Below are 22,037 nucleotides of genomic sequence, written 5' to 3'. Positions count from 1 at the left end.
GCCATCAGGTCATCTAATCTCAGCCGATGGCCGACGCCTCTTCGAACCCGTACCGGCTGCCTCGGACGGCGGTGCCGCTGCGGTATGGGCTGCGGTTGGAGCCGGATCTGGAGGCGTTTGCGTTTGTGGGGACGGTTTCGGTGGATCTCGACGTGTTGGAGCCGGTGGGTGAGATCGTGCTCAATGCGGCTGAGTTGGAGATAGCCGGCGGCGATGTCAACGGGGCGGCGCTGGCCGGAATCGACTATGACGACGAGCACGAGCGGGCGGTGCTGCGGCTGGGCGAGCCTGTGTCGCCGGGGCCGGCCCGGCTGAACCTGACGTTTACCGGCACGCTCAACGACCAGCTTCGGGGGTTCTACCGCTCCACGTTCACCGACGAAGAGGGCGATGAGCGGGTGATCGCCACCACGCAGTTTGAGTCCACCAACGCTCGGCGGGCGTTCCCGTGCTGGGACGAGCCCGACCTGAAGGCGACCTTCGAGGTGACCCTGGTGGTGCCCGACGACCTGATGGCGGTGTCCTCGGGGGCCGAGGTCGACTCCCAGCCCATTGGCGACGGTCGCCGGGAGGTGTCGTTCGCTCCCACCATGGAGATGTCTACCTATCTGCTGGCCTTCATCGTCGGCCCCCTCGAGGCCACCGACCCCGTGGACGTGAACGGCACACCGCTGCGTGTTGTACACCCCATCGGCAAGGGTCATCTCACTGAGTTCGCCCTGGACGCTGGGGCGTTTTGCCTCGGCTTCTTCGAGGACTACTTCGCCATCGACTACCCCGGCGACAAGCTCGATCTGGTGGCCATCCCCGACTTTGCCTTCGGGGCCATGGAGAACATGGGATGCGTCACCTTCCGGGAGATCCTGCTGCTCATCGACCCCGACAGCTCCACCCAACAAGAGCGGCAGACCGCAGTGGACGTGATCGCCCACGAACTGGCCCACATGTGGTTCGGGAACCTGGTGACCATGAAGTGGTGGAACGGCATCTGGCTCAAGGAGGCCTTCGCCACGTTCTGCGAGATGCTGGCAGTGGACGCCTACCGCCCCGACTGGAAGCGGTGGCTGGCGTTCGGACTTTCGCGGGCGGCAGCCTTCGACGTGGACGCCCTGGCCGCCACCCGGCCCGTCGAATACCCGGTGGTATCCCCCGCCGACGCCGAGGGCATGTACGACCTGCTCACCTACGAGAAGGGCGCGGCGGCAGTGCGGATGCTGGAGCAATATCTGGGCGCGGAGGAGTTCCGCGACGGGGTGCGCCACTATCTCCAGCGCCATTCCTACGCCAACACCGAGACCCACGACTTGTGGGATGCCCTGGCCGAATCCACCGGCGAACCCGCCCGCGACGTGATGGACTCGTGGATCTTCCAAGGCGGCCACCCGGTGGTGTCTGCCGCATACGACGACAGCGGCACGATCAGGCTCAGCCAAAGCAGGTTCCGCTACGACGGGGAGAGCGATGACACCCGCTGGCAGGTCCCGGTGGTGGCCGCCGTGGGCACCGACACGGGAGAACACACCGAGCGGTTGGTTCTGGAAGACCCGGTGGCCCTAGATGCCGACAACCCTGCTTGGGTGATGGTCAACCCAACCGCGGATGGCTTCTACCGAGTGGCCTACGAGGGAGGACTGCTCAACCGACTGCTGGACGGCGGCCCCAATCTCAACCCGCTCCAGCGATACGTGCTGGTGGACGACCAGTGGGCCCTGACGGTGGCCGACCGGCTGAGCGTGGCCGACTACCTGGCGTTCGCCGAGCGCATAGCGACCACCGAAGACGACTTGGCCGTGTGGCGCCGACTGGCTGGCACACTCGGCACTCTCGACCACATGGTTCTCGACAACGAGCGGTCAGGACTTCAGGCCCGAGTTAGAGCCATGGCCGGTCCGGCTTGGGCCCGCGTGGGCTGGGAGCCGGTCGCCGGCGAGGACGACCGCATCGGCGAACTGCGAGGCGTGCTCGCCCGCACCCGAGCAGTGGTGGGCAACGACGCTGAGGCCATCACCCGGTGCCGGGAGCTTATGGCCGCCGAGGGCGTCAACCCCGCGTTAGCCGCCGCTGCCATCGCAGTGGTGGCTGCCGCCGGCGACGGGGCCGACTACGAAGAGATACGCCAGCGCTACGAGAAGGCCCCCACCCCGCAACTCGAATTGCGCTATCTGATGGCGCTCACCAGCTTCGACTCCCCCGGGCTCATGGACCGCACCCTGACCGCCACCCTGGACGGCACGGTACGCAGCCAGGATGCCGGATTCGTGCTCCGAGGCTGCCTGGAAAACCGCGACCTCGGCCCCCAGGCCTGGGCGTTCATCGCCGAGCACTGGAACGACATCAACCAACGCCTCCCCTCCGCCATCGTCCCCCGAATGCTGGGCGGCATCAGCGCCCTGTCCACCCCCGAACTAGCCGCCGAAGTGGAGGCTTTCCTCGAAGCCCACCCCGTCGCCCAAGGCCCCCTCATCGTCGCCCAACACCTCGAACGACAACAGATAAACGTACGACTGCGAAGACGAGTCCTGGAAGATCTGGGCTAGTTGGTCCCCACCGCGGCCCGTATGGACTCGCGCAGCGACTTCATCGTGGCGAACACCGCGGTGGGCTCGTAGCCGCAGTGGGCCATGCAGTTCTCGCAGCGGGGATCCCTGCCCCGGCCGTAGCTGTCCCAGTCGGTGGTGTCGATCAGCTCCTGGTAGGTCTCGGTATAGCCGTCGGACATCAAATAGCAGGGCCGCTGCCAGCCGAACACCGAATAGCTGGGAATCCCCCAAGCGGTACACTCGTAGTCCACCTTGCCCTCCAGGAAGTCCAGGAACAGCGGCGTGTGATTCAGCCGCCATTTCTTGCGCTTGCCCTCAGAGAAGGCGTCCCGGAACAGATTCTTGGTCTGCTCCACCGGCAGGAAGTGCTCCTGGTCGGGGGCCTTCTCATAGGCGTACCCCGGCGAGATCATCATGGAGTCGACTTCCAGGTCGTCGTTCAAGAAGTCGAGCACGCTGCGCACGTCTTCGGGGCTGTCGGTGCTGAAGAACGTGCTGTTGGTGGTGACCCTGAACCCCTTGTCCTTGGCCTCGCCCACAGCCTCCACCACCTCGTCGAACACCCCGTCTCGGGCCACGGCCAGGTCGTGGCGCTCCTGGAGCCCGTCCACATGGACCACGAACGAGAAGTAGGGCGACGGCTTGAACTTGTCGATCTTGCGCCGCAGCAGCACTGCGTTGGTACACAGGTACACGAACTTCTTGCGTTTGATGAGCTCGTCCACCATCTCGTCGATCTGGGGGTGCAGAAGCGGCTCGCCCCCGGCGATGGACACCATCGGGGCGCCGCACTCCTCCATGGCGCCCACGGCCTCATCAACGCTGACCCGCTTGCGCAGCACCTCGGTGGGGTACTGAATCTTGCCGCAACCGGGACACTCCAGATTGCAGGCAAACAGCGGCTCCAGCTCCACGATGAGCGGGAACTTCTCCCGTCGGCGCAGCTTGTTCTTGAACACGTAGGTGCCAACCCTTACGGCTTGGCGAACTGGGATGGGCATATCAGCAAACCTCCTTGGCCAGCACCGGCGTCAGCCGTCGAATGGTGCGCAGCGCTCTATAGATCCTTGACGGGGCAGCGACGGTTCGCAGCTCGTGGGAGGGGGTGTCGGTCACCACCCGCACCACCGCCGCCGAACCGCGATGGTGCTCCAACAACCAGGCCGACTCCATGTCCACCGCCACCGCGCCGCGGTCGGCCAGCTCCTGTCGGCGCGGGCCGATGGCTAGTTCAGACACACTGGCCACCGGGCCGGCGTACACGGTGAAACCGGCCGCTTCCAGGCTCTTGGCCACCGCGTGGGCCCGGGGCAGGCCGATCGGCGCCACATCGGCGGCCGACACTTCGGTGGCCACCACCACATCACCCGGCTTGATCCCGTCGACTACCGCCCCGCCCATGCCGACCACCGCCACGGGCCCGTCGTGCGGCTCGACCCGGCGGCTCGGCTTGGGACCCATGCCGGTACACACCACCGTCGCCCCAGCGCCTTGCCGGCGGGTGCCTCTTCGTGCGGCTCGGGCCTCCATAGCCAACGGGCAGAGCACCACCAGGGTCACTTCCCGCCGCTCGTCGCCCGCACCCAGCGGCCCAGGGCCATCACCGGGAAAATCAGGCGGTACAGGTGGTATCGGATGTAGAAGTCCCCAGAGAAGCCGGTCCCGGTGTACCAGGGCTCGTCCCAGTCGCCGTCAACCCGCTGGTTGCCCACCAACCAGGCCACCCCGCGCCGGGCTGCGTCCCCTCCGGCTCGGTCTGCGGCTATCAACGCCAGCAGCGCCCATGCGGTCTGCGACGGAGTGGACTCTCCGCGACCCCGCCACTCGTGATCTACATACGAGCGCATGTCCTCGCCCCAGCCGCCGTCGGGGTTCTGCACCGCCTCCAGCCACCGGCAGGCCCGCACCACCCGGTCGTCGTCGGTCGGCACCCCAGAGCTGATGAGCGCCGGAACCGCCGCGCCGGTTCCGTAGATGTGGTTGGCCCCCCATCGCCCGTACCACGATCCGTCGGCCTCCTGTTCCGCGCTCAGCCACTCAACCCCGCGGTCCACTGCCCGACGGTCCACCGGCAGGCCCTGCTTGTCGGCATCCAACTCGCACAGCATCTCCACCACGTGAGCGGTCACATCCGACGATGGGGGATCGATGACCTCCCCGAAGTCGCAGAAGGGCAGCTCGGCCACCAGCGGGGAGCAGTTGTCGGCGTCGAAGGCCGCCCAGCCGCCGTTCGAGCACTGCATTCCCTGGGTCCAGACCACCGCCCGGTCCAGAGCCTTCTGCACCTGCTTGGCGTCGGGATGGCGGATGCGGCGCAACGCCAGCGCCACCTCGGCGGTGTCGTCAAGATCAGGGTAAAAGCTGTTCTCGAACTCGAACGCCCACCCGCCGGGGGCCAGGTGGGGGCGCTGTTCGGCCCAGTCGCCGACAACGCGGACTTCTTGGTCCAAAAGCCAACGGGCCCCGGCCTCCATGTGCGAGTCGTCTGGCGCCATGCCGGCGTCGGCCAGCGCGACCAGAGCCAGGCAACTGTCCCACACCGGCGACTGGCAGCACTCCAGCCGGCGCATATCGTCCTCGACGATGGTCCAGGCGTCGAACCCCTCCAGCCCTTGGGCCAAGATGGGATGTTTCAGGGAATAGCCCCGCAGGTACAGGGCCAAAAGCGAGTACACCCACGGCGGCTGGATGCCGCCCCAACAGCCGTCGGCCTCTTGTCGGGCGATGATCCACTGCTCGGCCCGGCTGAGCGCCCACTCCCGCAGCCGTCGATTCGGGCGGTTCTCGTACCGGTGCAGCACCTTGTCGAGCCGCTGGAACCGCCGAGCCGCACTGCCGGGAGGAGCGAGCTCTCTCTCCGGAGGGATGGCCCCGGTGCGAATCTCATCCAAGCTGATCCCCATCGACCGCACCGGGCGGTGGGCCCCCACCACGGTCAGCGCCACCACAGTCTGGCGGGCCCAGCAGGCGAAGTCGTATATGTTCAACGGCACCCTCTTGGGCAACAGGGTCACCTCAGGCGGCAGTGCGGGCAGGTCCTCCCATGACCACAGGCCGAACAGCGCCATCCAGATTCGGGTGAACACCCGGCTCCGCTCCAAGCCGCCTTCGCTGCGGATGTAGGCGGCCGCTTTGACCATGTGGTCGGCTATGGCAGGATCGCCGGCATAGCGCAGCGCCCAGTAGGCCTCCACGGTGACCGACAGATCGGCCGGACCCTGGTAGTAGGTCGACCACGTTCCGTCGGACCGCTGGCTGTGGCGGATCCAGTTGGCGGTCTGCCGGGTGACCTCCGGGTCGGCAATGCCCAAGAACTCCCGCAGAAAGAGATCCTCGGCCTCGATGGAAACGTTGGTCTCCAGTTCATCCTTCCACCACCCCTCGGCATCTTGGAGGCTCAGGAGCCGATCACGCCCTCGGGCCAGGGATTGCTCTACCCTCACTAGAAGTCCCTCCCTGCGATGAACTGGGCTAGACAACGCATTTCCTCCACCGCCCCAGTCGCAACCGACTGGTGTTGTGAGACTGAGTCGAGGGCCGACATCGCCAAACCGAGGTGGGTCCGGGCCAGCGCCTGGGTGCCTTCCCGACCACCCCCCACATCAACCAGGGCCCGGGCCGTGTCCACATCTTCTTCGCCCAAGTGGGGGCGGGCATAGAGTTCGGCCAGATCATCGGCTATCGACGTGCCGCTGTTGAGCGCGATCACCACCGGCACCGACTTCTTCCGCTCCCTCAGATCAGCACCTGCGGGCTTCCCGGTGCGCTCGGGATCACCCCAAATGCCCAGCAGATCGTCCACCGCCTGAAACGCGATCCCCATATGCATGCCATAGTCGGCCAACCCCTCGACGACCTCTTCATCGGCCCCGGCCAAGATGGCTCCCGCTGAAGAGGCGAAAGACAAGAGCGCTCCGGTCTTTCCCTTCTCCATGGCCAGGCATTGCTCCAGAGTGATATTGGGCATCTCTTCAAAGGCCATGTCCATGCTCTGGCCCGCGATCATGGCCGAAACCGCCTCAGCGAGATGCTTGGCTGCTCTGACTCTGGGCGGGGTGGGGTCGGACATCAAGGTTTCGAAGGCCAAGGCGTGGAGGGCGTCTCCCACCACCACACCGACACCGATGCCGAACTTGGCCCACACCGTGGCCCGGTGTCGGCGCTCGGCATCGTTGTCGATGATGTCATCGTGGATGAGCGAGAAGTCGTGAGCCAACTCGATGGCCACTGCTGCGGGCACCCCGGTCTCTGAGGGAGCACCGGCGGTCTCGGCCGACAAGATGGCCAGTGCTGGGCGGGTTCCTTTGCCCCGACCCTGGAAATGGTATTCGGCGGGCACCCTCAGCTCGTCGCCCAGACCGCCCAAGGCGGCGGCGATGGCCGGGTCGACCAGCTTTCTGGCCCGGTCAAGAATGGCCGGTCCCGAAGATGCACCGCTCATGCAATCGTCCTTTCCCATTGGTCTTGGCGCCCGGGGGCGAACCCGTCGGCACCGCGGCAGTGATCCAGCGCGAGACGAGCCGCCCGGTTGCCGGAGCGGACTGCTCCCTCCATGGTGGCCGGCCAGCCGGTATCGGTCCACGCCCCGGCCAGGAACAGGCCATCGATGGCTGTGGCCGGACCGGGACGAAGCCGCCGGGTGCCGGGATGGCCGGCGAAGGTGGCCCGATGCTCCCGGGTCACCACCGCATCCAATACTTCGGCTTCGGCTGAGAGGGGTAAGAGGTCGGCGAGCGCCGAGCGATAGCGCTCGATCATTTCAGCGGGCCGATCGCCGATCTCATCGAATGCCGCTGACTGCGACACGGCCACAACCTGCTCACCGTGGGACACCGCCGCCTGCCCTTTTGGACCAGGCACAACCTGGTTGCCGCCGCCGTTGGCGCCAGCGGGAACCCCGGGGTCAACCGCAGCCCAATGGGCGGCCTCGGTGCGGTCGAACACGAACTGCACCGGAGAGTCAAGAGCCGCGGTGAACGGCACGTCCATGACTCGGCGGTCAAACACGAAATGCACGTTGACTATGGGAGAAATCCCCAGGGCGGCCAACTCGGCCTGGCTGTCCACGGTGTCGGGTGGCAACAAATCGCACACAGCATCGTGGGGCACGGCGAGGATCACCGCGTCGGCATCGATCCGCTGCCCGGCCGCGGTCACCGAAGGGCCGTCTTCCACGGATTCCACTGGCGCTTGGAGCTGGATGCTCCCGCCTCGAGCGGTTATCTCCCGGACGGCGGCATCGCCGTGGAGGGCCGACAACGGCACCCGAGTCCAGCCGAGGTCGGCGGAGTCGGCGTCGTCCAGGAGCCCGGTGCGAAACACCTTGACCGCCAGGCTCAGCGCGGCGTCGTCGGCCCTCAGGTTCACGGTGGGCAGGCAGATCAGGTCCCACAGGCCGGCGATGGACCGGTCGGACTCCCCCCGAAACCGCAGCCATCCCCCGAAGCTCATCTCGTCGGTTCCCGGGTCGTCGGGATCAAGGCGGCGCAGGGCCAGTGCGGTGCGAACCGCCCGGAGCCGGTCGGCCACAGAAAGCGGGCCGTAGCACAGGAGCGACCGGGCCAAATGCAGGGGGGCCGGGGCGCCGGTGCGCGAGATGCGCGCCGGGCGGCGGCCGGGGCGGGCCACGGGAACCGACAGCCGTGACTGCTCAGTCACCTGGGCGGCCACTCCCAAGCGGTCCAGAAAAGCCCGGTACTCGGTGCAGCACCGCATGAACACGTGCTGGCCGTTGTCGAACCACCGGCCGTTGCGCTGGAACGACCAGGTGGCCCCGCCCAAGCGGGGCGCCCGCTCATACAGCGTTACGCGGGCCCCGCCGTCGGCGGCGGCTACTGCCGCGGCCAGGCCGGCCAGTCCTCCTCCGACCACCGTGATCTTTGGCGCCGCACCCCTATCGGCCGTCGGTTTGACAGCGGCAGCGCTCATGGGGCGACTCCCCGCAGGGGCGACATGACGGCCGACGCCTTCTCGGAGGGCCCCAGCCTCATGGGGTGACTCCGGCCAGGCTGCGGAGGGCCACCCAGGCCTTTTCCCTGGTGGGCAGCGACAACCGTCCCTCCAGCACGGCCGCGGGGGCAGCCGCAATTCGGGCCAGCAGCCGGTGGTAGATCCCAGCCATGGCCCCGGTACAGGCCCGACTGCGGTGGTCCAGCATCTTGAGCAGCTTCAGCCCCTCGGCAAACCTCCGCTCCGCCCGCTCCGCCTCGAACGACACCAGAGCCCCCACCGCTTCGGTGGGCCCGGTCAGGTCGGGGGCGCAGCCGAATCGCTCGATATCGGCGGCGGGCAGGTAGACCCGGCCCATGCCCCGGTCCTCCACGATGTCGCGCAGAATGTTGGTGAGCTGAAGGGCTATTCCCAGCACATCGGCCAGCTCCGCGGCCTCATCGGGGTCGCCGCTGGCGCCGAACACCCCCAGCGACAGGCGGCCCACCGATCCCGCCACCAGCCGGCAATACTGCTCTGTGTCCTCGATGGTGGTGTACGCCTTCCCCACGGCGTCCTGCTCGCACCCGTCGACGATCTCGTTCAGGGCGGCCACCGGGATGGGGAATTGGCCGATGGCGTGGTGCAGTCCAACCAGCACCGGATCTTCAGCGTCGCTCAGTTTGCCGCTGGCCAGGGTGTCGATGTCGGCCCGCAGCCCAGCCAGTCGGGCGAGCTTTTCGTCTTGGGGAAGCGGGCCGTCGCCCACATCATCGATGCGCCGGGCCATGGCGTACAACGCCGACATGGCCAGGCGCTTCGGCTTGGGCAGCAGCCGGATGCCATAGGAGAAATTGCGGGCCTCGGTCCGAGTGATCTCCTCGCACCGCTGATAGGCGTCGGCTGTCCTCACCTTCGCCTCCAGCGGGCCGCGGCGCCGCGCGCCGCTCGGATCGGTTTGGCGTCGGTCACCTTGCGGGGAACAACCAGCCGAGCCATGTGGGCCGCGGTGCGGACCTTGGTCGGGGTCCGCAGCTTTCCCAGCACGTCGTGGTCGGCGCCGGCGATGGCATCCAACGCGGCAAACCCGCCGGCCACATAGCCGGCCACCGTGACCTTGGCCCACCCGCTTAGGGAGGCCACCAACGGAACGCCCCGACTGAGCAGCCCGCGTGCGGTGTCGCACTGGTGGGCCACCAGGCGGCGAAGCTGGTCGGTTGCCCGGTCCGCCCCAAGATCGTCTTCATCGACGCCGAAGCGGGCCATCTCGTCGGCCGGGAAGTAGACTCGGCCCTTCTCGGTGTAGTCCTCGCCGATGTCCTGGAGGTGTTCCACCAACTGGAGTCCGGTACACACCGCATCGCTGAGGGCGATGCGGTCGGCGGTGGCCGCGCCGAACACCGCCAGAACCAGCCGCCCCACCGGATTGGCCGACAGCGTGCAGTACTCGGCCAGCTCGGCCTGGGTCTGATAGCGGTGCTTGCGCTGATCGAGCCGATTCGCCTCGATGAGCGCCAAGAACGGTTCATCGCCGATGTCCAGTTCGGCGAGGAGGGGGGTGATCTGGGCCATCACCGGGTGGGTGGCGCCGCCGGTGCGGGCTAAGTGGAGCTCAGCTTCAATCCAGTCCAGTGCGGCTAGGCGGTCGCCGTCGTGCTCATCGCCGATGTCGTCCACCAGCCGGGCGAACCCGTAAACGGCCAGCAGATGGGCCCGGGGGCGCACCGGGACAGCTCTCAGCACAACCGGGAAGTTCTCGCTTCGGCTCTGGGCCATGATCGAGTTCAAATCGAACCCGACTTCTGTCTGCACAACGCCCCTCGCTTTGGTCAAGTGCCCGGTTCAACCCGCTGGTCAGCGGACTGGGCCAGGCCGTCTATGACAGATTTCTGACAATCGTTACCCAATTGCAAACAAAAAAGTGACCATTAGGTCACCTTTTTGTACGCGCTCAATCGGGGGCTGTCAAGGCAATGGCGGATTCAGACTGGTCGAAGGCCGGGCGATCGGCAAAACGGCCCATCAGACCTTCGGCGAAAATGTGGGCGATGGCGTCCATTATGAGGGCGCCGGCGAGCCGGTGGCCCCGGGGATCATCCGACAGAGCCTCCCCGAGCCTCTCGGCCAGTCGCCAGAAAACCCGCTGGGCGGCCGCGGCGTGCTCCACCTGGCCCTGCACCGAGCGCTTGGCCACCTCCAGCATGATGGGCAGACCCGGCAAGAGGGTCTCAGCCAGTCGGCGGGTGAGCTCTTCTCGGCTCAGGCCGATCTGCCCGTCTACCGCGGCGGCGAACTCCTCAGCGGTGTTGTCCACCACTGCTTCCACCGCTCGGAAGAACAGATCCTGCTTGGAGCGGTAATAGCGGTAGAAGGTTCCCTTGGCCACCCCGGCCTGAGCGCAGATCTCGGCCACGCTCACCTCGGTGTAGCCCCTCAAGGCGAACTCCTGTATGGCCACGCCGCGCAGCTGCTCGCCGCTGTCGGCCAAGTTGGGCACATCGGCGTGATCGGTGTTCTCGGCATCCATGATCTGGGCGATGTGGCGCAGCGGGAGGCGGTGTCGCTCTCGCAGATCCCTGATCCGCTCCACTGCCTCCGCGTGGCGCTGGTTGTACAGAAAGCGGTTGGCCGCGGCGCGACGGGGCGCGGGCAACAGGCCCAGCCGCCGATAGTGGTGTATCGAAGCAGCAGGAACCCCGGTGCGGGCTACCAGCTCGCTGATGGGGAACTCCCCGAGAGCGCCCATGCCCCCACTCTTATTCGCCAGGCAGTCCCACCGCCAGCGCGTCTTGGCGACTTGGGGCCGCGAAGGTCTATTCCTGCTCGGCGATTTTGACCGCCTCATCGAAGCTTGTGCCCTGCTCGATGAGGTTGCGGTACTTCATCACATGGCGGGGCCGGTTGAATCCAAGCACGCCAACCAGGCGGCCAGCTCGTCCGTAGAGAGCGGCAAATCGCCGTTCCTCGGTAGACCCGGTGATGACGCGCACCTCGTCGTCGGGCCGGGCCCGGCCGGCCAGCTGGATCTTGCGGTCGTACTGGTCGCTCCAGAACCACGGCACCGGGGTGTAGGGCTTGGCCTCGCTGTCGGTAGCCAATAGGCGGCGGGCTGCGTGCTGGCCCTGTTCGATGGCGTTGTCCCAGTGCTCGACCCGCATTGTCTCGCCGAACAGGCGGTTGGGCCACCGGGCCACGTCCCCGGCGGCGGCGATGCCGGGCGCGGCCAGGCAGGTCTCGTCGCACACCACGCCGTTGTCCAACTCCAGCCCCGAGCCTTCCAGCCACTCGGTGTTGGGAACAACCCCGATGCCCACCACCACCACATCGGCGTCCACCGTCGTTCCGTCGCTCAACCTCACCCGCTCCACCCGGCCGTGGCCGTCGAAACCGTCCACGCCCACTCCGAGCCGCAGGTCCACTCCGTTGTCCCGGTGGACTTCAGCGCACACGTTGCCGATCTCGGTTCCCAGGATGCGGCCCAGGGGTACCGGCAGGGCCTCGATGACCGTCACATCGAGGCCCCAGCCCCGGGCGGTGGCCGCCACCTCGGCGCCGATGAACCCGGCCCCCACCACCGCCACCCGCTGGGGGGAAGCCTCCAGCTCGGAGCGTATGGCCAGGCAGTCGTCCAGGCCCCGCAGGGTGTGGATGCCGTCGAGCCCGCCGGAGGGAAGCTCCCGGCAACGGGCCCCGGTGGCGATGAGGATGCCGTCGGCCGCGACTGCTGAGCCGTCGTCGAGGGCCACGGTTCGGCTGTCCACGTCGAGGCTCACGGCCCGACAGCCCAGCCGCCAGTCGGCGTCCAAGTCTTGGAGCGCATCGTCGTCGGATAGCGCAATGCGGTCGGCTTCCCACTCCCCGGCGAGGAGCTGTTTGGACAGGGGAGGCCGGTCGTAGGGCTGGTGGGGCTCATCGCCGATGATGGTGATGTCCCCGTCATATCCGTCTCGCCGAAGCGTCTCGGCCGCCCGGGTTCCGGCCAGCGAGGCGCCGACGATGGCTAGAGAGCGCAGCGGGCGATTACTCCTCGGCGACGGCGATGGCCTGTTTGGGGCAGCGCTGGACTGCCTCGTTCACCCGCTCGCGGGCGTCGTCGCCCGGGGTCTCGTCCAGCAGGTACAAGAAGTCGTCGTCGCGCACCTCGAAAACATCAGGAGCGACCTGCATGCAAATGGCGTTGCTCTCGCACAGGTCGTAGTCCACGACCACCCGGTATCCCATCGTTTCCTCCCGTCCAATTATCTGCTCCCCCGACCCTACCCAACCAACCCCCGCCCTGTCGCCATCGGGGAGGCTCATCGGTGGAGTTCACCGTGGCCAACCAACAGGGCACACATCAGAGTGGACCAAACACCAGGGGTCGCGCCGCCACCGCCCGAACCAGCCAACGGCCCGAAAAACCCGCTTAGCCGCATCGTCGCGTCGCGACTCGTCTGAGAATTGACGGTTGCTCAATAGAAGAACACGACTTTGTCTCACTGGGCGATCTGCGCCGGCGATCATCGTTGCCGACGCTGGTGGAGTGGGTGGCGGCCAGCACCGGCAGATCCAAGGTTCTACTTTAGAATCCGCCGGTCAAGCAGGGCGGCAAAGGTCTGTTTATGGAATAGCATGATTACCGTGCTATCATGTATTTGTGATTGTCTCGTTCCGGGGAGACGGCACAGAAGACCTGTTCAACGGGCGCAACACGCCCCATGCCCGTCGGGCCTGCCCGCGCCAGCTATGGGGAGTTGCCCGCAGAAAGCTGGACTTGCTTGACTCTGCCGCAACCTTGGGCGACCTCGCGGTGCCGCCGGGCAACAGATTGGAGCGGCTGGGCGGCGACCGCAGCGGACAATTCAGCATTCGAGTAAACGACCAGTTTCGCATCTGCTTCATCTGGACCGCAGCAGGCCCAGACCAAGTCGAGGTGACTGACTACCACTAGAAAGGCAGCCAAAATGGTACGCATTCCGAGCAATCGCGAGCCGACCCACCCGGGCGCAATGCTCCTGCACGAGTTCTTGCAACCGCTGGAGATCACCCAGCGCGAACTAGCCGTCGCAATACACGTGCCTTTTCAGCGCGTGAACGAAGTGGTGCGAGGCCGACGAGGCATAAGCCCCAGCACCGCACTGCGGTTCTCCCGGTTCTTCGGCACAACCGCAGACTTCTGGATGAACCTGCAACAGCGCTGGGACCTCTACGGCGCCCAAAACGAAGAGGCCGAGCAACTCGACAGAATCACGCCGCTAACGGCATCCCCCTAGACAGGCAGCCAAGAGGCAAGGAGCGCCATTTCTATGCATCCCCGACGACGGCATGCCCGAAGACTGCGCCGCCAGCTTCGACAACCTCAGAGCGGTGCCCAAAGCCCTGCTCGTCGAGCGCATCTGCACCCTCGGGCCAGACCGCCTCGCCCAAGCCTGCACCGCCCTGCGGACCGCCCTGGCCTGCTAGCCCGGTCTATCCCGCCGCTCACGGGTGCTGCCACAGCGGGTCCCATAGTTGGGAGATGGCTCACGGGTAGGTGGCGAAGTTCTGGGTGATGTAGACCTGTCTGCCGTCCAGGGCGATGCCCACGCCGATGTGCGTGATGTTGGGGTTAGCCATGTTGGCGTAGTGGCCCGGACTGTCCGACAAGCCCTCGAAGGCGTCGACCACCGTGGCGCTCAGAGACTCCCAGCGGTTCTCGCCGCCTTGCAGATAGTACGAGGCGATGTTCTCGGCTGCTGTCCACCAGCCCGGCGGGTACTGGTCGGAAAAGCTCGGGTTGTGGCGGAAATCACCGGTGGCGGCCATCTCCTGCGACCACTCCCGGGCCACCCGGACCAGCCTCAGGTCATAGGTCAGATCCCCTAGGCCCTGCCCTACCCGCAGCAGGTTCACCAGAACCGACATCGCCACCTCGGCGGCCACGATCTCCTCGTCAACCTGATCGCCCTCTGGTCCGAGGCCGCCACGGGCGATAACCTCCTCAACCCACCCGGTGATGTCCAACCCGTCAAGAGACCGCTCACCGGGACCCGGCGCCGGGTCGCTGCCAGCCCCATCACCAGGCCCAGGGTCATCACCAGATGCCGGGGCCCCGCAGCCTCCGGGCACCAGCTCCATGTCGATGTCGAACTCGCAGCGGTAGACATTGAGCAGCGCCTCCTTGAATCACCCCGTGTTTTGTGGAGGCTCTGTTCCTTGAGAGGATGGAGCAATGCCAAATCATGGGAGATATCCCGCCGAGTTGCGTGAGCGGGCGGTGCGGATGGTGCTGGACAACGAGCGGCATCACGGGTCGCAGTGGGAGGCGGTCTGCTCGGTCGCTGACAAGCTGGGCCCGTCGGCGGAGACGGTGCGCAATCAGGTGCGCCGAGCGGAGGTCGACGGCGGGATGCGCCCGGGGGTGACGACCGCGGAGCGCGGGCGGCTCCAAAAGCTCGAGCGCGAGAACCGCGAGCTGCGCCGGGCTAACGAGATATTGAAAGCGGCGTCGGCTTTCTTCGGGGCGGAGCTCGACCGCCAGTCCAGGCTGTAGTGGCGTTCATCGACGCCTACCGGCACCGGTTCGGGGTCGAGCCGATCTGCGCGGTGCTCACAGAGCACGGCGTCGGGATCGCCCCGTCCACCTACTGGGCGGCCAAAAAGCGGGCCCCGTCGGAGCGTGCTTTGCGCGACGCCCGGCTGCGCCCGGTGATCGCTAGGGCGCACAAGGCGAACTACGGCGCCTACGGCGCGGCCAAGGTGTGGGACCACCTAAACCGCGTCGAGGGCGTGCGGGTGGCCCGCTGCACCGTCGAGCGGCTGATGGGCCAGATGGGCCTGGCGGGCGCCCGCCGGGGCAAAAAGCCCCGCACCACCACGCCCGCCGCCGGCGGCGAGATGCCCGAGGACATCGTGAACAGGGACTTCGGCGCCGACGCCCCGGATCGGCTGTGGCTCGCTGACCTCACCTGGGTGCGGACCCGCTCCGGCTGGGTCTACATGGCGTTCGTCGTCGACGCCTACTCCCGCCGGGTCCTGGGCTGGCAGGCGTCGCGCTCTTTGCGCACCGAGTTGGCGCTCGACGCTTTGGACATGGCCATCGCCGCCCGCCGGCGCTGCGGCCACAGCATCGACAAAGCCGTCCACCACAGCGACCGCGGATCGCAATATGTGTCGATCCGCTACAGCCAGCGCCTCGACGACAACGACATCGTCGCCTCGGTCGGCAGCAAAGGCGACAGCTACGACAACGCCATGATCGAGAGCTTCAACGGCCTGTTCAAATGGGAACTCATCTACCCGCACGGCCCCTGGCAGGGACAAAGCGACGTCGAGTTCGCCACCCTCGAATACATCGACTGGTACAACAACCGACGCAGCCACAGCCAACTCCTCAAAGGCCGATACACCTACACCACCCCCGCCGACCACGAAACCGCCTACCATAACAACACCACAGCCACCCCGGCCGTGACCCAACAAAAACAGTCTCTACCAAACCCGGCGTGATTCACCTGGGCCGCGATCAACTCATCACGCACCACGAGGTCTTGGGCCGACGGCACACCGGCAAACACCCCCGGCCCCGCAAGCAGGCGCAGCCGGCGCGCCGCCAGCACACCCCCCGCCCACCTCCCCCACGTCCACCGCGAACCGGCAGCGGTACACATCCAACAGCGCCTCCTGCTCGGTGATCAGCCGATCCCGAACCCCAACGTCGGCCAACGTCTGCGCCCCAACCGGCCCCACCGCCACCAGCGCCGAAGCCAAAACCGCCACCGCCACAGCGACAACGGCGTACTTCCCAAACCGCAGCGCCGGCCGCATCGGCTCAGACCTCGTCATCTCAACGGCGCCAGACGGGGACTGCCCTGCGCCTCGGCTCAAGCCCTGATCAACCTGTCCTGCGTCGCCAACACGCAGTCCTCGGCAATGGCGGTGGCGGTGATGAACTGGTCCATCGGATCCTTGTGGAAGCCATCATCAAGCAGGCGGACGGCTTGCACGGCCAACTCGGGAGACAACGAAATGGTCCTGACCCCCTCCGACCTCAACATCCAAAAGGAGCTTCGGTTGCCCCCACAAACTCGTCCCACTGCTCGTCTGAGAAATACGGTTTCGTAGGGTCGGGATAACCAATGGCGCCCTCAGAACAAAGCTCGTAAATGCTCTCGGAGTTCTCAGCGGGAACCGGAGAGACCACCGCCAGCGACCTGCCGCGCCGGGTGACGATGACCTCACCACCGGTCTCGGCCACCTCCGGCAACAGCGACAAGCACTTCTGGCGGAACTCGCTGATCGCGATGCTCCTGGCATTCGGTGGCAACTCCATTTACCAAGTATACAATTACTGACTACTGTTAATCAAGGTACTTCGTACACAGGACTTGTACCGGTTTCACAAGCATCAAGATACGCCAACAGTCTGTCTCGCGCCCCTGCGATGATCATATGCTTCTGTAGTTTATCTCCTACTACATCGGGAATAACCCACGTCATTACCTCATCTTCGTATGCAATCATAGATTCCAACACATCTGATATTTGTTTCCCACTATCCAACGCAATGTTCACGCTGTAATGATCTGGTTTTTCACTGTCACCATACCATAAGACAATCAATGCCATTATGCCTAGAATCAAAGTGGCCAAACCAAACTGGATTGTAAAACCAGAGACAGTGCCTGCTCTACCTGCTCCAAACCATGGTAAAGGAGCACATATGATAGTCAACAAGCATGCCAACCCGCATGCCCATTGCAGCGCTGTTGGTTTTTCTACTTGAAGTGTTAGAGGTGAATCTCCAACTCCGACCATTTTTTTCTCATCATTTTGCTCGGATGACACTTTTCCTAATTCCTTCGCTCGAACGTGAACGTATCACTTGGGTCATCAGTGAGTGGCGTAGTGAAACCATCAGCGGTCCATTCCGCAATGTCATCAGCAAACACATGATATCCGGCGACTACACCTAAGCCTTTGATGCGATTGTACTCGAAATTCCTACAGTTGTAAGCCAGGTCTCTAGCTGCTTGGTTTGTAATCCCGGGGGACAATCCTTCAAACAGTGCCCAACCGCCGTACCAGCCTGCTCCTAATGCGGCGGCGGCTAGTGCCAATTTACTACCCAGCGACAAAGCTGCCGCCCCCTTTGTAGCTAAAGTACTTGCTGCTTCCGCCAGACCAACCCCGTCAAGAGCCAATACCAGGAGGTCTGGTTTACTTAGCCCATAGAAATTACCGACCCGCACTCTACACATTACAATCGCGGCATTCTTGTGTTCTGGTAACAAATCGACATGGTTCAACCTTACCTTTTGAACCGCGATACGTTTCCCGCTGTCTCGACCTGTTGCCCGTATTCTGACTTCCCCGTCCAACTCGATGCGCGTGTTGTTGTAAGTCCACCAGCCAGACCTCTCGCTTTGAGAGATTGGACGAAAGGTTTCCACCAACCGGAAATCGTTGTCACCAGATCGCTTCTCATAGATTCTCCACAACACTCTTCCGTCTGGAAAATAGCGAGGATCGTCATGCACATTTTCGAGGAGCTTGCGCGAGAAGGTGAACACGCCTTGCACGTCGCCCATGTACCAGTACACTGATCTTCCAGAGCTGGTCGTCGTGGCGGCAAGTTCGGACCAGCGTGTGCAACCGAAAAATGATGAACACTCGCCTCCCACCTCTGTCCAGTAGTCAGACGAATATGAAGACCAGCGGTAATTCGGGAACTCGACTTCTACGGTTTCTGTTCTAAGAGGCGTCGTGTGGCCATCGGCGTTTGCTGTTGGCACGGCAACGGCAAGCCCCGCTGCCAACACGCAAATGGCCACAAGTACGACAGCGAACGGCAATCTACCCTTCACACCATTGTCTATTGCGAATGGATTCATAGGCCAGGAAGGTACCCCCCCCCCCCCCCCCCGTCAAGTACAAAGGCCGATGCAGCGATGACCAGAACCGCTTACAGGCAGTGGTGCTGGGTGTAGGTGCGGATTTGCTGGCGGGCGGTGGCGACGGCCTCTTCGAGGTCGAAGGCTCGGCGGAACAGCTCGTGGAGGTCTTCGATCTCGTCGATCTCCCGTGAGGCGTTGGCCACGGTGGTTACCGCCTCGCGGATGTCGGGAGGGGCGGCTGCCTCGAGGGCGTCTAGCTGGGCCAAGTCCTCCTCGCCTTCTGCCGGTTGCATCCCCACCCCGTTTTCAGCCAGCTCGCAGAACGCCACAATGTCGCCTTTGTCCTCGCTGCCACACGCCCCAAACACAACCGATAGCGATACCAGCACCAACAACAGCGACAAGCCCCGCATACACCATTGACAGTAACCACCTAGGGCGGCGGGTGGGTTCATTCAGGCTTGTCGGAACCCACGATCCACATGGCGTAATACTGGGCGCCGCCGCCGTAAGCGTGGCCGAGGGCTTTGCGGGCGCCGTCCACCTGGTGGTCGCCGGCCATGCCCCTAACCTGGAGAGCGGCCTCGGCGAAGCGGATCATCCCCGACGCCCCGATCGGGTTGGACGACAGCACCCCGCCCGAGCAGTTCACCGGCAGGTCGCCGCCGTCGAGACGGGTGGCGCCGGACTCCACCAGCTTCCAGCCGTCGCCGATCTCACAGAATCCCAGGCTCTCCAGCCACATGGGCTCATACCACGAGAACGGCACGTAGATCTCCACCGCGTCGATCTCGGCCCGCCGGTCGGTGATGCCCGCCTGGGCGAACACGTCGTCGGCGCAGTCCCGGCTGGCCTGGGGGTTGACCTCGTCGCGCCCGGGGAAGTTGTTGGCCTCGCTACGCAGTGCCGTGCCGTGGATCCAGGCCACCGGCTTGGCCGAGTCGTCCCCGGCGGCCTCGTCGCCCAGCACCAGCGCACAGGCCCCGTCGGACGACGGGCAGGTCTCGGAAAACCGGATCGGCGCCCAAAGCATGGGCGACTCCACCACCTGGTCGAAGGTCAGCTCCTTCTGTTGCAGGTGGGCATAGGGGTTACGCAACGCGTGTTGGCGGTCTTTGAACGCCACCATGCAGCCGATCAGCTCGGGGGCGTCGGTGCGGGCCATGTACTGGCGGATGATGGGCGAGAAGTAGCCGCCGGCACCGGCGTTGATCGACACCGAGAACGGCTGGGGCAAAGACAGCGCCCAGGTGGCGTTGGACTCCGACTGCTTCTCGAACCCCAAGGTGAGTACCCGGCGGTGGATGCCGGCCTGCACTAGCGAGGCGGCCACCACCGCGGTAGACCCGCCTACCGATCCCGCGGTGTGAACCCGCAACAGCGGCTTGCCCACCGCCCCCAGCGCCTCGGCCAGGAACAGCTCGGGCTGCATGACCCCCTCAAAGAAGTCGGGGGCCTTGCCCACCACCACCGCGTCGATGTCGTCCCAGCCCGCCTCGGCGTCCTCCAGCGCCCGGTAGGCGGCCTCCCGCACCAGTCCGGGCAGCGACACGTCGCCTCGGGTGGTCTGGTACTTGGTCTGACCGACCCCCAGTACCGCGGTGCGCTCGGCCATCACTCCCCCTCCATGACGCACACCAGGTTCTGCTGGAGGTAAAGGCCGGACGCGGCGTGGCCCAGCACCCGGTCGGCTCGACCCCCGTGGATCTGAGCCGCGGCATCGGCGATGCGCATCAGGCCAGCAGCCATCATGGTGTGGCCGGCCAATGCCCCGCCGCCGGCGTTGACGGCGGTGTCGGCGCTCAGCCCCAGCTCTACCTCCAAGATGTGCTCTTGGGTGGTGAAGGGAGTGGCCAGCTCCGCGGCATCCAACCGGTCGGAACCCGCTCCGGCTTTGGCCGCGGCTTTGTGCGCACTGGGCGACCGGGTCAGGTCGCGCACCCCCGGCTGGTGGGGGTCGATCCGGTGGTCGATGCCTTTGATCCACGCGGGCCGATCGCACAGCTCACGGGCTCGGTCGCCGGTGGCCAGCACCACGGCCACGCCTCCGTCGGCGGAGGCGGCGCAGTCGCTGGGCCGCAGCGGATCGGCGATGGGCGCCTCGGCCAAAACGCTGTCGATGGTGGCCTCGGCGGAAGACCGCACCGCACACGGGTTATCGGCCGCGCCGTTGAGGCTGCGGACCGCGATCTCGGCCAGGCGCTGCTCGCTGACCACCCCCGACTCCAGCATGATCCGGGCCTGGAGGCCAGCCAGAGCAAAGGCGTCGGGCCACAGCGGCCCCAGGTAGTAGGGGTCGAGTTGGGTGGACAGCACGTCGCGCAGAGAGCCGGGCGATGACTTGCCGTAGCTGTACACCAGCGCGGTGTCCACCTCGCCGATCTGGAGCTTCACCCACGCCTCGTACAGAGCCCAGGCCCCGTCCATCTCCACGTGGCTCTCGCTGATGGGGGGCACCGCGCCCACCGCGTCGAGGGTGTGTACGAACGAGAACGCCTGCCCGGCCAGAAAGTCGCTGCTTCCCGAGCAGGTGAAGCCGATGCCGTCTTGGGTGAGACCCACCCCGCCGCGGGCCTCGTTGATGAGCGGCACCATCAGCTCCACCTCGGTGGTGTGGGTGAGCGCCTTCTGTTGGTGCTGGGCCACCGACACTACGGCGATGTCGCGCATCAGCCCTGCTCCCCTGCGGCCTGCTTGGCGTGCCAGGCGTTGGTGCCTGCCGCGGTCACCGGGATGTCGGGTTCGCCGGTGGGTTCCCAGTGCAAGATGTTCTCCGCGGTGCGGCCCAGTTCGTCGTCGGGCTTCCACACCGCCCGCACCCGCATTCCCATCCGCACCTCAGAGGTGTCGATCCCGGCCACCAGGCCCAAAAAGCCGATGTCGGCGCCGTCGAGGTGGATCCAGGCGCTCACGTAGGGGATCTCGAGGTCATCTCGGCCCGGAATGGGCAACCGGGTCACACAGAAGCCCCCCACATGGCCGGTGTCGGGCAACTCCACATAGTCGGGGGTGGCCGCGCCGTGGCGGGGGTCCACCCCCCGAGGGGGCACGAACACCGCCCCGTCGACCGGGGAGCGCTGGCCGAGGATCTTGCGGTCGGCGAAGGCGTTCAGGTACCCCGATGAGGCATCGCCGGGAATGAAATCGTATTCGAGGCGGATGGGCGTGCGCACCGACCGCACCGGCTCCACGTCGGCCAGCTTCTCGGGCAGGCGAACCTGGCCCGACAATGCCGCGGGGGGAATGCTCGGATCGGTGCTCACCGGCCTTCCCCTGGAGACTCCTCGGGCACGAACCCCACCAGATCGGCGATGTGGCCCTCGCGCTCAGGCCGCCACCGGGCGACGACCCGCATCCCGCTGGCCAGCTCGCTGGGGTGTTCCACCAACAGCCCGTGGACCATGGGAGTGTCGGCGCCGTCCAGCCGGATCAGGCCCAAGCCGTGGGGCTTCTCCCACGGGGACTGGGAGCGGGGCGGGTCCACCCATGTCCAGCTCACCAGAACGCCGCCCGGGCCCACCTCCACCATCTCGGTAAGCGGCTCAGAGCTCTCCGGGTCGTACTCGGTGGGCGGGCACAGCACCGTCCCATCGGGGCGGCGGATGCCGAGGATTGCCCCCTCCCGGAGTCCGGTCAAGAACGCCCCGATCACCGGTCCTGTGGTCCGGGTGAACGGGTACTCCAGCACCAGGTCGGCCCGCAGACGCTCCGGCAT

The 22,037-nt window shown here is 65.8% G+C and carries 26 protein-coding genes and 1 other annotated feature; of the genes, 5 read left to right on the top strand and 21 right to left on the bottom strand.

Annotated features, from left to right (window positions below; translation table 11 throughout):
- The first annotated feature begins 26 nt into the window (after positions 1–26).
- Positions 27–2,537 carry a M1 family metallopeptidase gene (locus ACOGXA_RS17615; RefSeq protein WP_419925144.1) on the top strand — a complete coding sequence of 837 codons (2,511 nt, stop codon included), beginning with the start codon at positions 27–29 and terminating at the stop codon, positions 2,535–2,537.
- On the opposite strand, the gene hpnH is transcribed toward ACOGXA_RS17615, so the two are convergent.
- The 10 genes from hpnH to ACOGXA_RS17565 form a co-directional block, all read right to left on the bottom strand.
- The gene (gene hpnH, locus ACOGXA_RS17610; RefSeq protein WP_419925143.1) at positions 2,534–3,541 is read right to left on the bottom strand and encodes an adenosyl-hopene transferase HpnH; all 1,008 of its coding nucleotides are present in this window, start codon (positions 3,539–3,541) and stop codon (positions 2,534–2,536) included. The genes ACOGXA_RS17615 and hpnH overlap by 4 nt on opposite strands.
- 1 nt (position 3,542) lies before the next feature.
- Entirely contained in the window at positions 3,543–4,100 is a 558-nt protein-coding gene (locus ACOGXA_RS17605; protein ID WP_419925142.1) for a hypothetical protein, read from the bottom strand.
- Positions 4,097–5,983 carry a squalene--hopene cyclase gene (shc, locus tag ACOGXA_RS17600; RefSeq protein WP_419925141.1) on the bottom strand — a complete coding sequence of 629 codons (1,887 nt, stop codon included), beginning with the start codon at positions 5,981–5,983 and terminating at the stop codon, positions 4,097–4,099. The genes ACOGXA_RS17605 and shc overlap by 4 nt, the downstream gene beginning before the upstream one ends.
- The gene (locus ACOGXA_RS17595) at positions 5,983–6,981 is read right to left on the bottom strand and encodes a polyprenyl synthetase family protein (RefSeq protein WP_419925140.1); all 999 of its coding nucleotides are present in this window, start codon (positions 6,979–6,981) and stop codon (positions 5,983–5,985) included. Before ACOGXA_RS17595 ends, shc begins: the two co-directional genes overlap by 1 nt.
- Positions 6,978–8,468, bottom strand: a complete 1,491-nt coding sequence (hpnE, locus tag ACOGXA_RS17590) for a hydroxysqualene dehydroxylase HpnE (RefSeq protein WP_419925139.1) — start codon at positions 8,466–8,468, stop codon at positions 6,978–6,980. Before hpnE ends, ACOGXA_RS17595 begins: the two co-directional genes overlap by 4 nt.
- A 58-nt stretch (positions 8,469–8,526) precedes the next feature.
- Positions 8,527–9,381, bottom strand: coding sequence for a phytoene/squalene synthase family protein (locus ACOGXA_RS17585; protein WP_419925138.1), 855 nt, complete (start codon positions 9,379–9,381; stop codon positions 8,527–8,529).
- Positions 9,378–10,280: a squalene synthase HpnC gene (gene hpnC, locus ACOGXA_RS17580; RefSeq protein WP_419925137.1), complete on the bottom strand. Its 903-nt coding sequence runs from the start codon at positions 10,278–10,280 to the stop codon at positions 9,378–9,380. The genes ACOGXA_RS17585 and hpnC overlap by 4 nt, the downstream gene beginning before the upstream one ends.
- Positions 10,281–10,419: 139 nt before the next feature.
- The gene (locus ACOGXA_RS17575; protein WP_419925136.1) at positions 10,420–11,214 is read right to left on the bottom strand and encodes a TetR family transcriptional regulator; all 795 of its coding nucleotides are present in this window, start codon (positions 11,212–11,214) and stop codon (positions 10,420–10,422) included.
- A gap of 67 nt (positions 11,215–11,281) precedes the next feature.
- A complete protein-coding gene (locus tag ACOGXA_RS17570) occupies positions 11,282–12,466 on the bottom strand; it encodes an NAD(P)/FAD-dependent oxidoreductase (RefSeq protein WP_419927011.1) in 1,185 nt (394 codons plus the stop codon).
- 22 nt (positions 12,467–12,488) lie between these two features.
- A complete protein-coding gene (locus ACOGXA_RS17565; RefSeq protein ID WP_419927010.1) occupies positions 12,489–12,689 on the bottom strand; it encodes a ferredoxin in 201 nt (66 codons plus the stop codon).
- Between the two features lie 415 nt (positions 12,690–13,104).
- Between ACOGXA_RS17565 and ACOGXA_RS17560 the strand changes: the two genes are divergently transcribed.
- Genes ACOGXA_RS17560 through ACOGXA_RS17550 form a run of 3 tightly spaced genes read left to right on the top strand, consistent with a single transcriptional unit; the run spans position 13,105 to position 13,910 of the window.
- The gene (locus ACOGXA_RS17560; RefSeq protein ID WP_419925135.1) at positions 13,105–13,398 is read left to right on the top strand and encodes a type II toxin-antitoxin system RelE/ParE family toxin; all 294 of its coding nucleotides are present in this window, start codon (positions 13,105–13,107) and stop codon (positions 13,396–13,398) included.
- 13 nt (positions 13,399–13,411) lie between these two features.
- A complete protein-coding gene (locus ACOGXA_RS17555; protein ID WP_419925134.1) occupies positions 13,412–13,720 on the top strand; it encodes a HigA family addiction module antitoxin in 309 nt (102 codons plus the stop codon).
- Positions 13,721–13,772: 52 nt separating this feature from the next.
- A complete protein-coding gene (locus tag ACOGXA_RS17550; protein WP_419925133.1) occupies positions 13,773–13,910 on the top strand; it encodes a hypothetical protein in 138 nt (45 codons plus the stop codon).
- Positions 13,911–13,970: 60 nt separating this feature from the next.
- Here the strand turns inward: ACOGXA_RS17550 and ACOGXA_RS17545 are convergent, their stop codons facing one another.
- Positions 13,971–14,564, bottom strand: a complete 594-nt coding sequence (locus tag ACOGXA_RS17545; RefSeq protein ID WP_419925132.1) for a CAP domain-containing protein — start codon at positions 14,562–14,564, stop codon at positions 13,971–13,973.
- A gap of 94 nt (positions 14,565–14,658) precedes the next feature.
- On the opposite strand from ACOGXA_RS17545, the gene ACOGXA_RS17540 reads away from it, so the two are divergent.
- Positions 14,659–15,935 (top strand): IS3 family transposase gene (locus ACOGXA_RS17540; RefSeq protein ID WP_419925131.1). Its coding sequence is split into 2 segments (ribosomal slippage): positions 14,659–14,938 and positions 14,938–15,935, totalling 1,278 coding nucleotides; the frame shifts between segments, so codons are not numbered across the junction.
- Positions 14,937–15,065: a sequence feature (AL1L pseudoknot), on the top strand. (Overlaps the previous gene by 129 nt.)
- Positions 15,936–15,959: 24 nt before the next feature.
- On the opposite strand, the gene ACOGXA_RS17535 is transcribed toward ACOGXA_RS17540, so the two are convergent.
- The 10 genes from ACOGXA_RS17535 to ACOGXA_RS17490 form a co-directional block, all read right to left on the bottom strand.
- Positions 15,960–16,271: a hypothetical protein gene (locus ACOGXA_RS17535; protein ID WP_419925130.1), complete on the bottom strand. Its 312-nt coding sequence runs from the start codon at positions 16,269–16,271 to the stop codon at positions 15,960–15,962.
- A 38-nt stretch (positions 16,272–16,309) separates the two neighbouring features.
- Entirely contained in the window at positions 16,310–16,450 is a 141-nt protein-coding gene (locus ACOGXA_RS17530) for a hypothetical protein (protein WP_419925129.1), read from the bottom strand.
- Positions 16,451–16,476: 26 nt separating this feature from the next.
- Entirely contained in the window at positions 16,477–16,758 is a 282-nt protein-coding gene (locus ACOGXA_RS17525) for a type II toxin-antitoxin system Phd/YefM family antitoxin (protein ID WP_419925128.1), read from the bottom strand.
- A 32-nt stretch (positions 16,759–16,790) separates the two neighbouring features.
- Positions 16,791–17,273: a hypothetical protein gene (locus ACOGXA_RS17520; protein WP_419925127.1), complete on the bottom strand. Its 483-nt coding sequence runs from the start codon at positions 17,271–17,273 to the stop codon at positions 16,791–16,793.
- A 5-nt stretch (positions 17,274–17,278) separates the two neighbouring features.
- Positions 17,279–18,319 (bottom strand): hypothetical protein, encoded by a 1,041-nt coding sequence (locus ACOGXA_RS17515; RefSeq protein WP_419925126.1) that lies wholly within the window; start codon positions 18,317–18,319, stop codon positions 17,279–17,281.
- A gap of 71 nt (positions 18,320–18,390) precedes the next feature.
- Positions 18,391–18,735 (bottom strand): hypothetical protein, encoded by a 345-nt coding sequence (locus tag ACOGXA_RS17510; protein ID WP_419925125.1) that lies wholly within the window; start codon positions 18,733–18,735, stop codon positions 18,391–18,393.
- 38 nt (positions 18,736–18,773) lie between these two features.
- Positions 18,774–19,937: a thiolase domain-containing protein gene (locus ACOGXA_RS17505; RefSeq protein ID WP_419925124.1), complete on the bottom strand. Its 1,164-nt coding sequence runs from the start codon at positions 19,935–19,937 to the stop codon at positions 18,774–18,776.
- The gene (locus tag ACOGXA_RS17500) at positions 19,937–20,992 is read right to left on the bottom strand and encodes a lipid-transfer protein (protein ID WP_419925123.1); all 1,056 of its coding nucleotides are present in this window, start codon (positions 20,990–20,992) and stop codon (positions 19,937–19,939) included. The genes ACOGXA_RS17505 and ACOGXA_RS17500 overlap by 1 nt, the downstream gene beginning before the upstream one ends.
- Positions 20,992–21,585, bottom strand: a complete 594-nt coding sequence (locus ACOGXA_RS17495) for a Zn-ribbon domain-containing OB-fold protein (RefSeq protein ID WP_419925122.1) — start codon at positions 21,583–21,585, stop codon at positions 20,992–20,994. Before ACOGXA_RS17495 ends, ACOGXA_RS17500 begins: the two co-directional genes overlap by 1 nt.
- Entirely contained in the window at positions 21,582–22,037 is a 456-nt protein-coding gene (locus ACOGXA_RS17490) for a Zn-ribbon domain-containing OB-fold protein (protein WP_419925121.1), read from the bottom strand. Before ACOGXA_RS17490 ends, ACOGXA_RS17495 begins: the two co-directional genes overlap by 4 nt.

The sequence above is a fragment of the Candidatus Poriferisocius sp. genome (genome assembly GCF_965208475.1).
Lineage (GTDB): Bacteria > Actinomycetota > Acidimicrobiia > Acidimicrobiales > Bin134 > Poriferisocius.
Note: the sequence above shows the minus strand (reverse complement) of the source record. Positions and strands in the feature narration are given on the sequence as shown.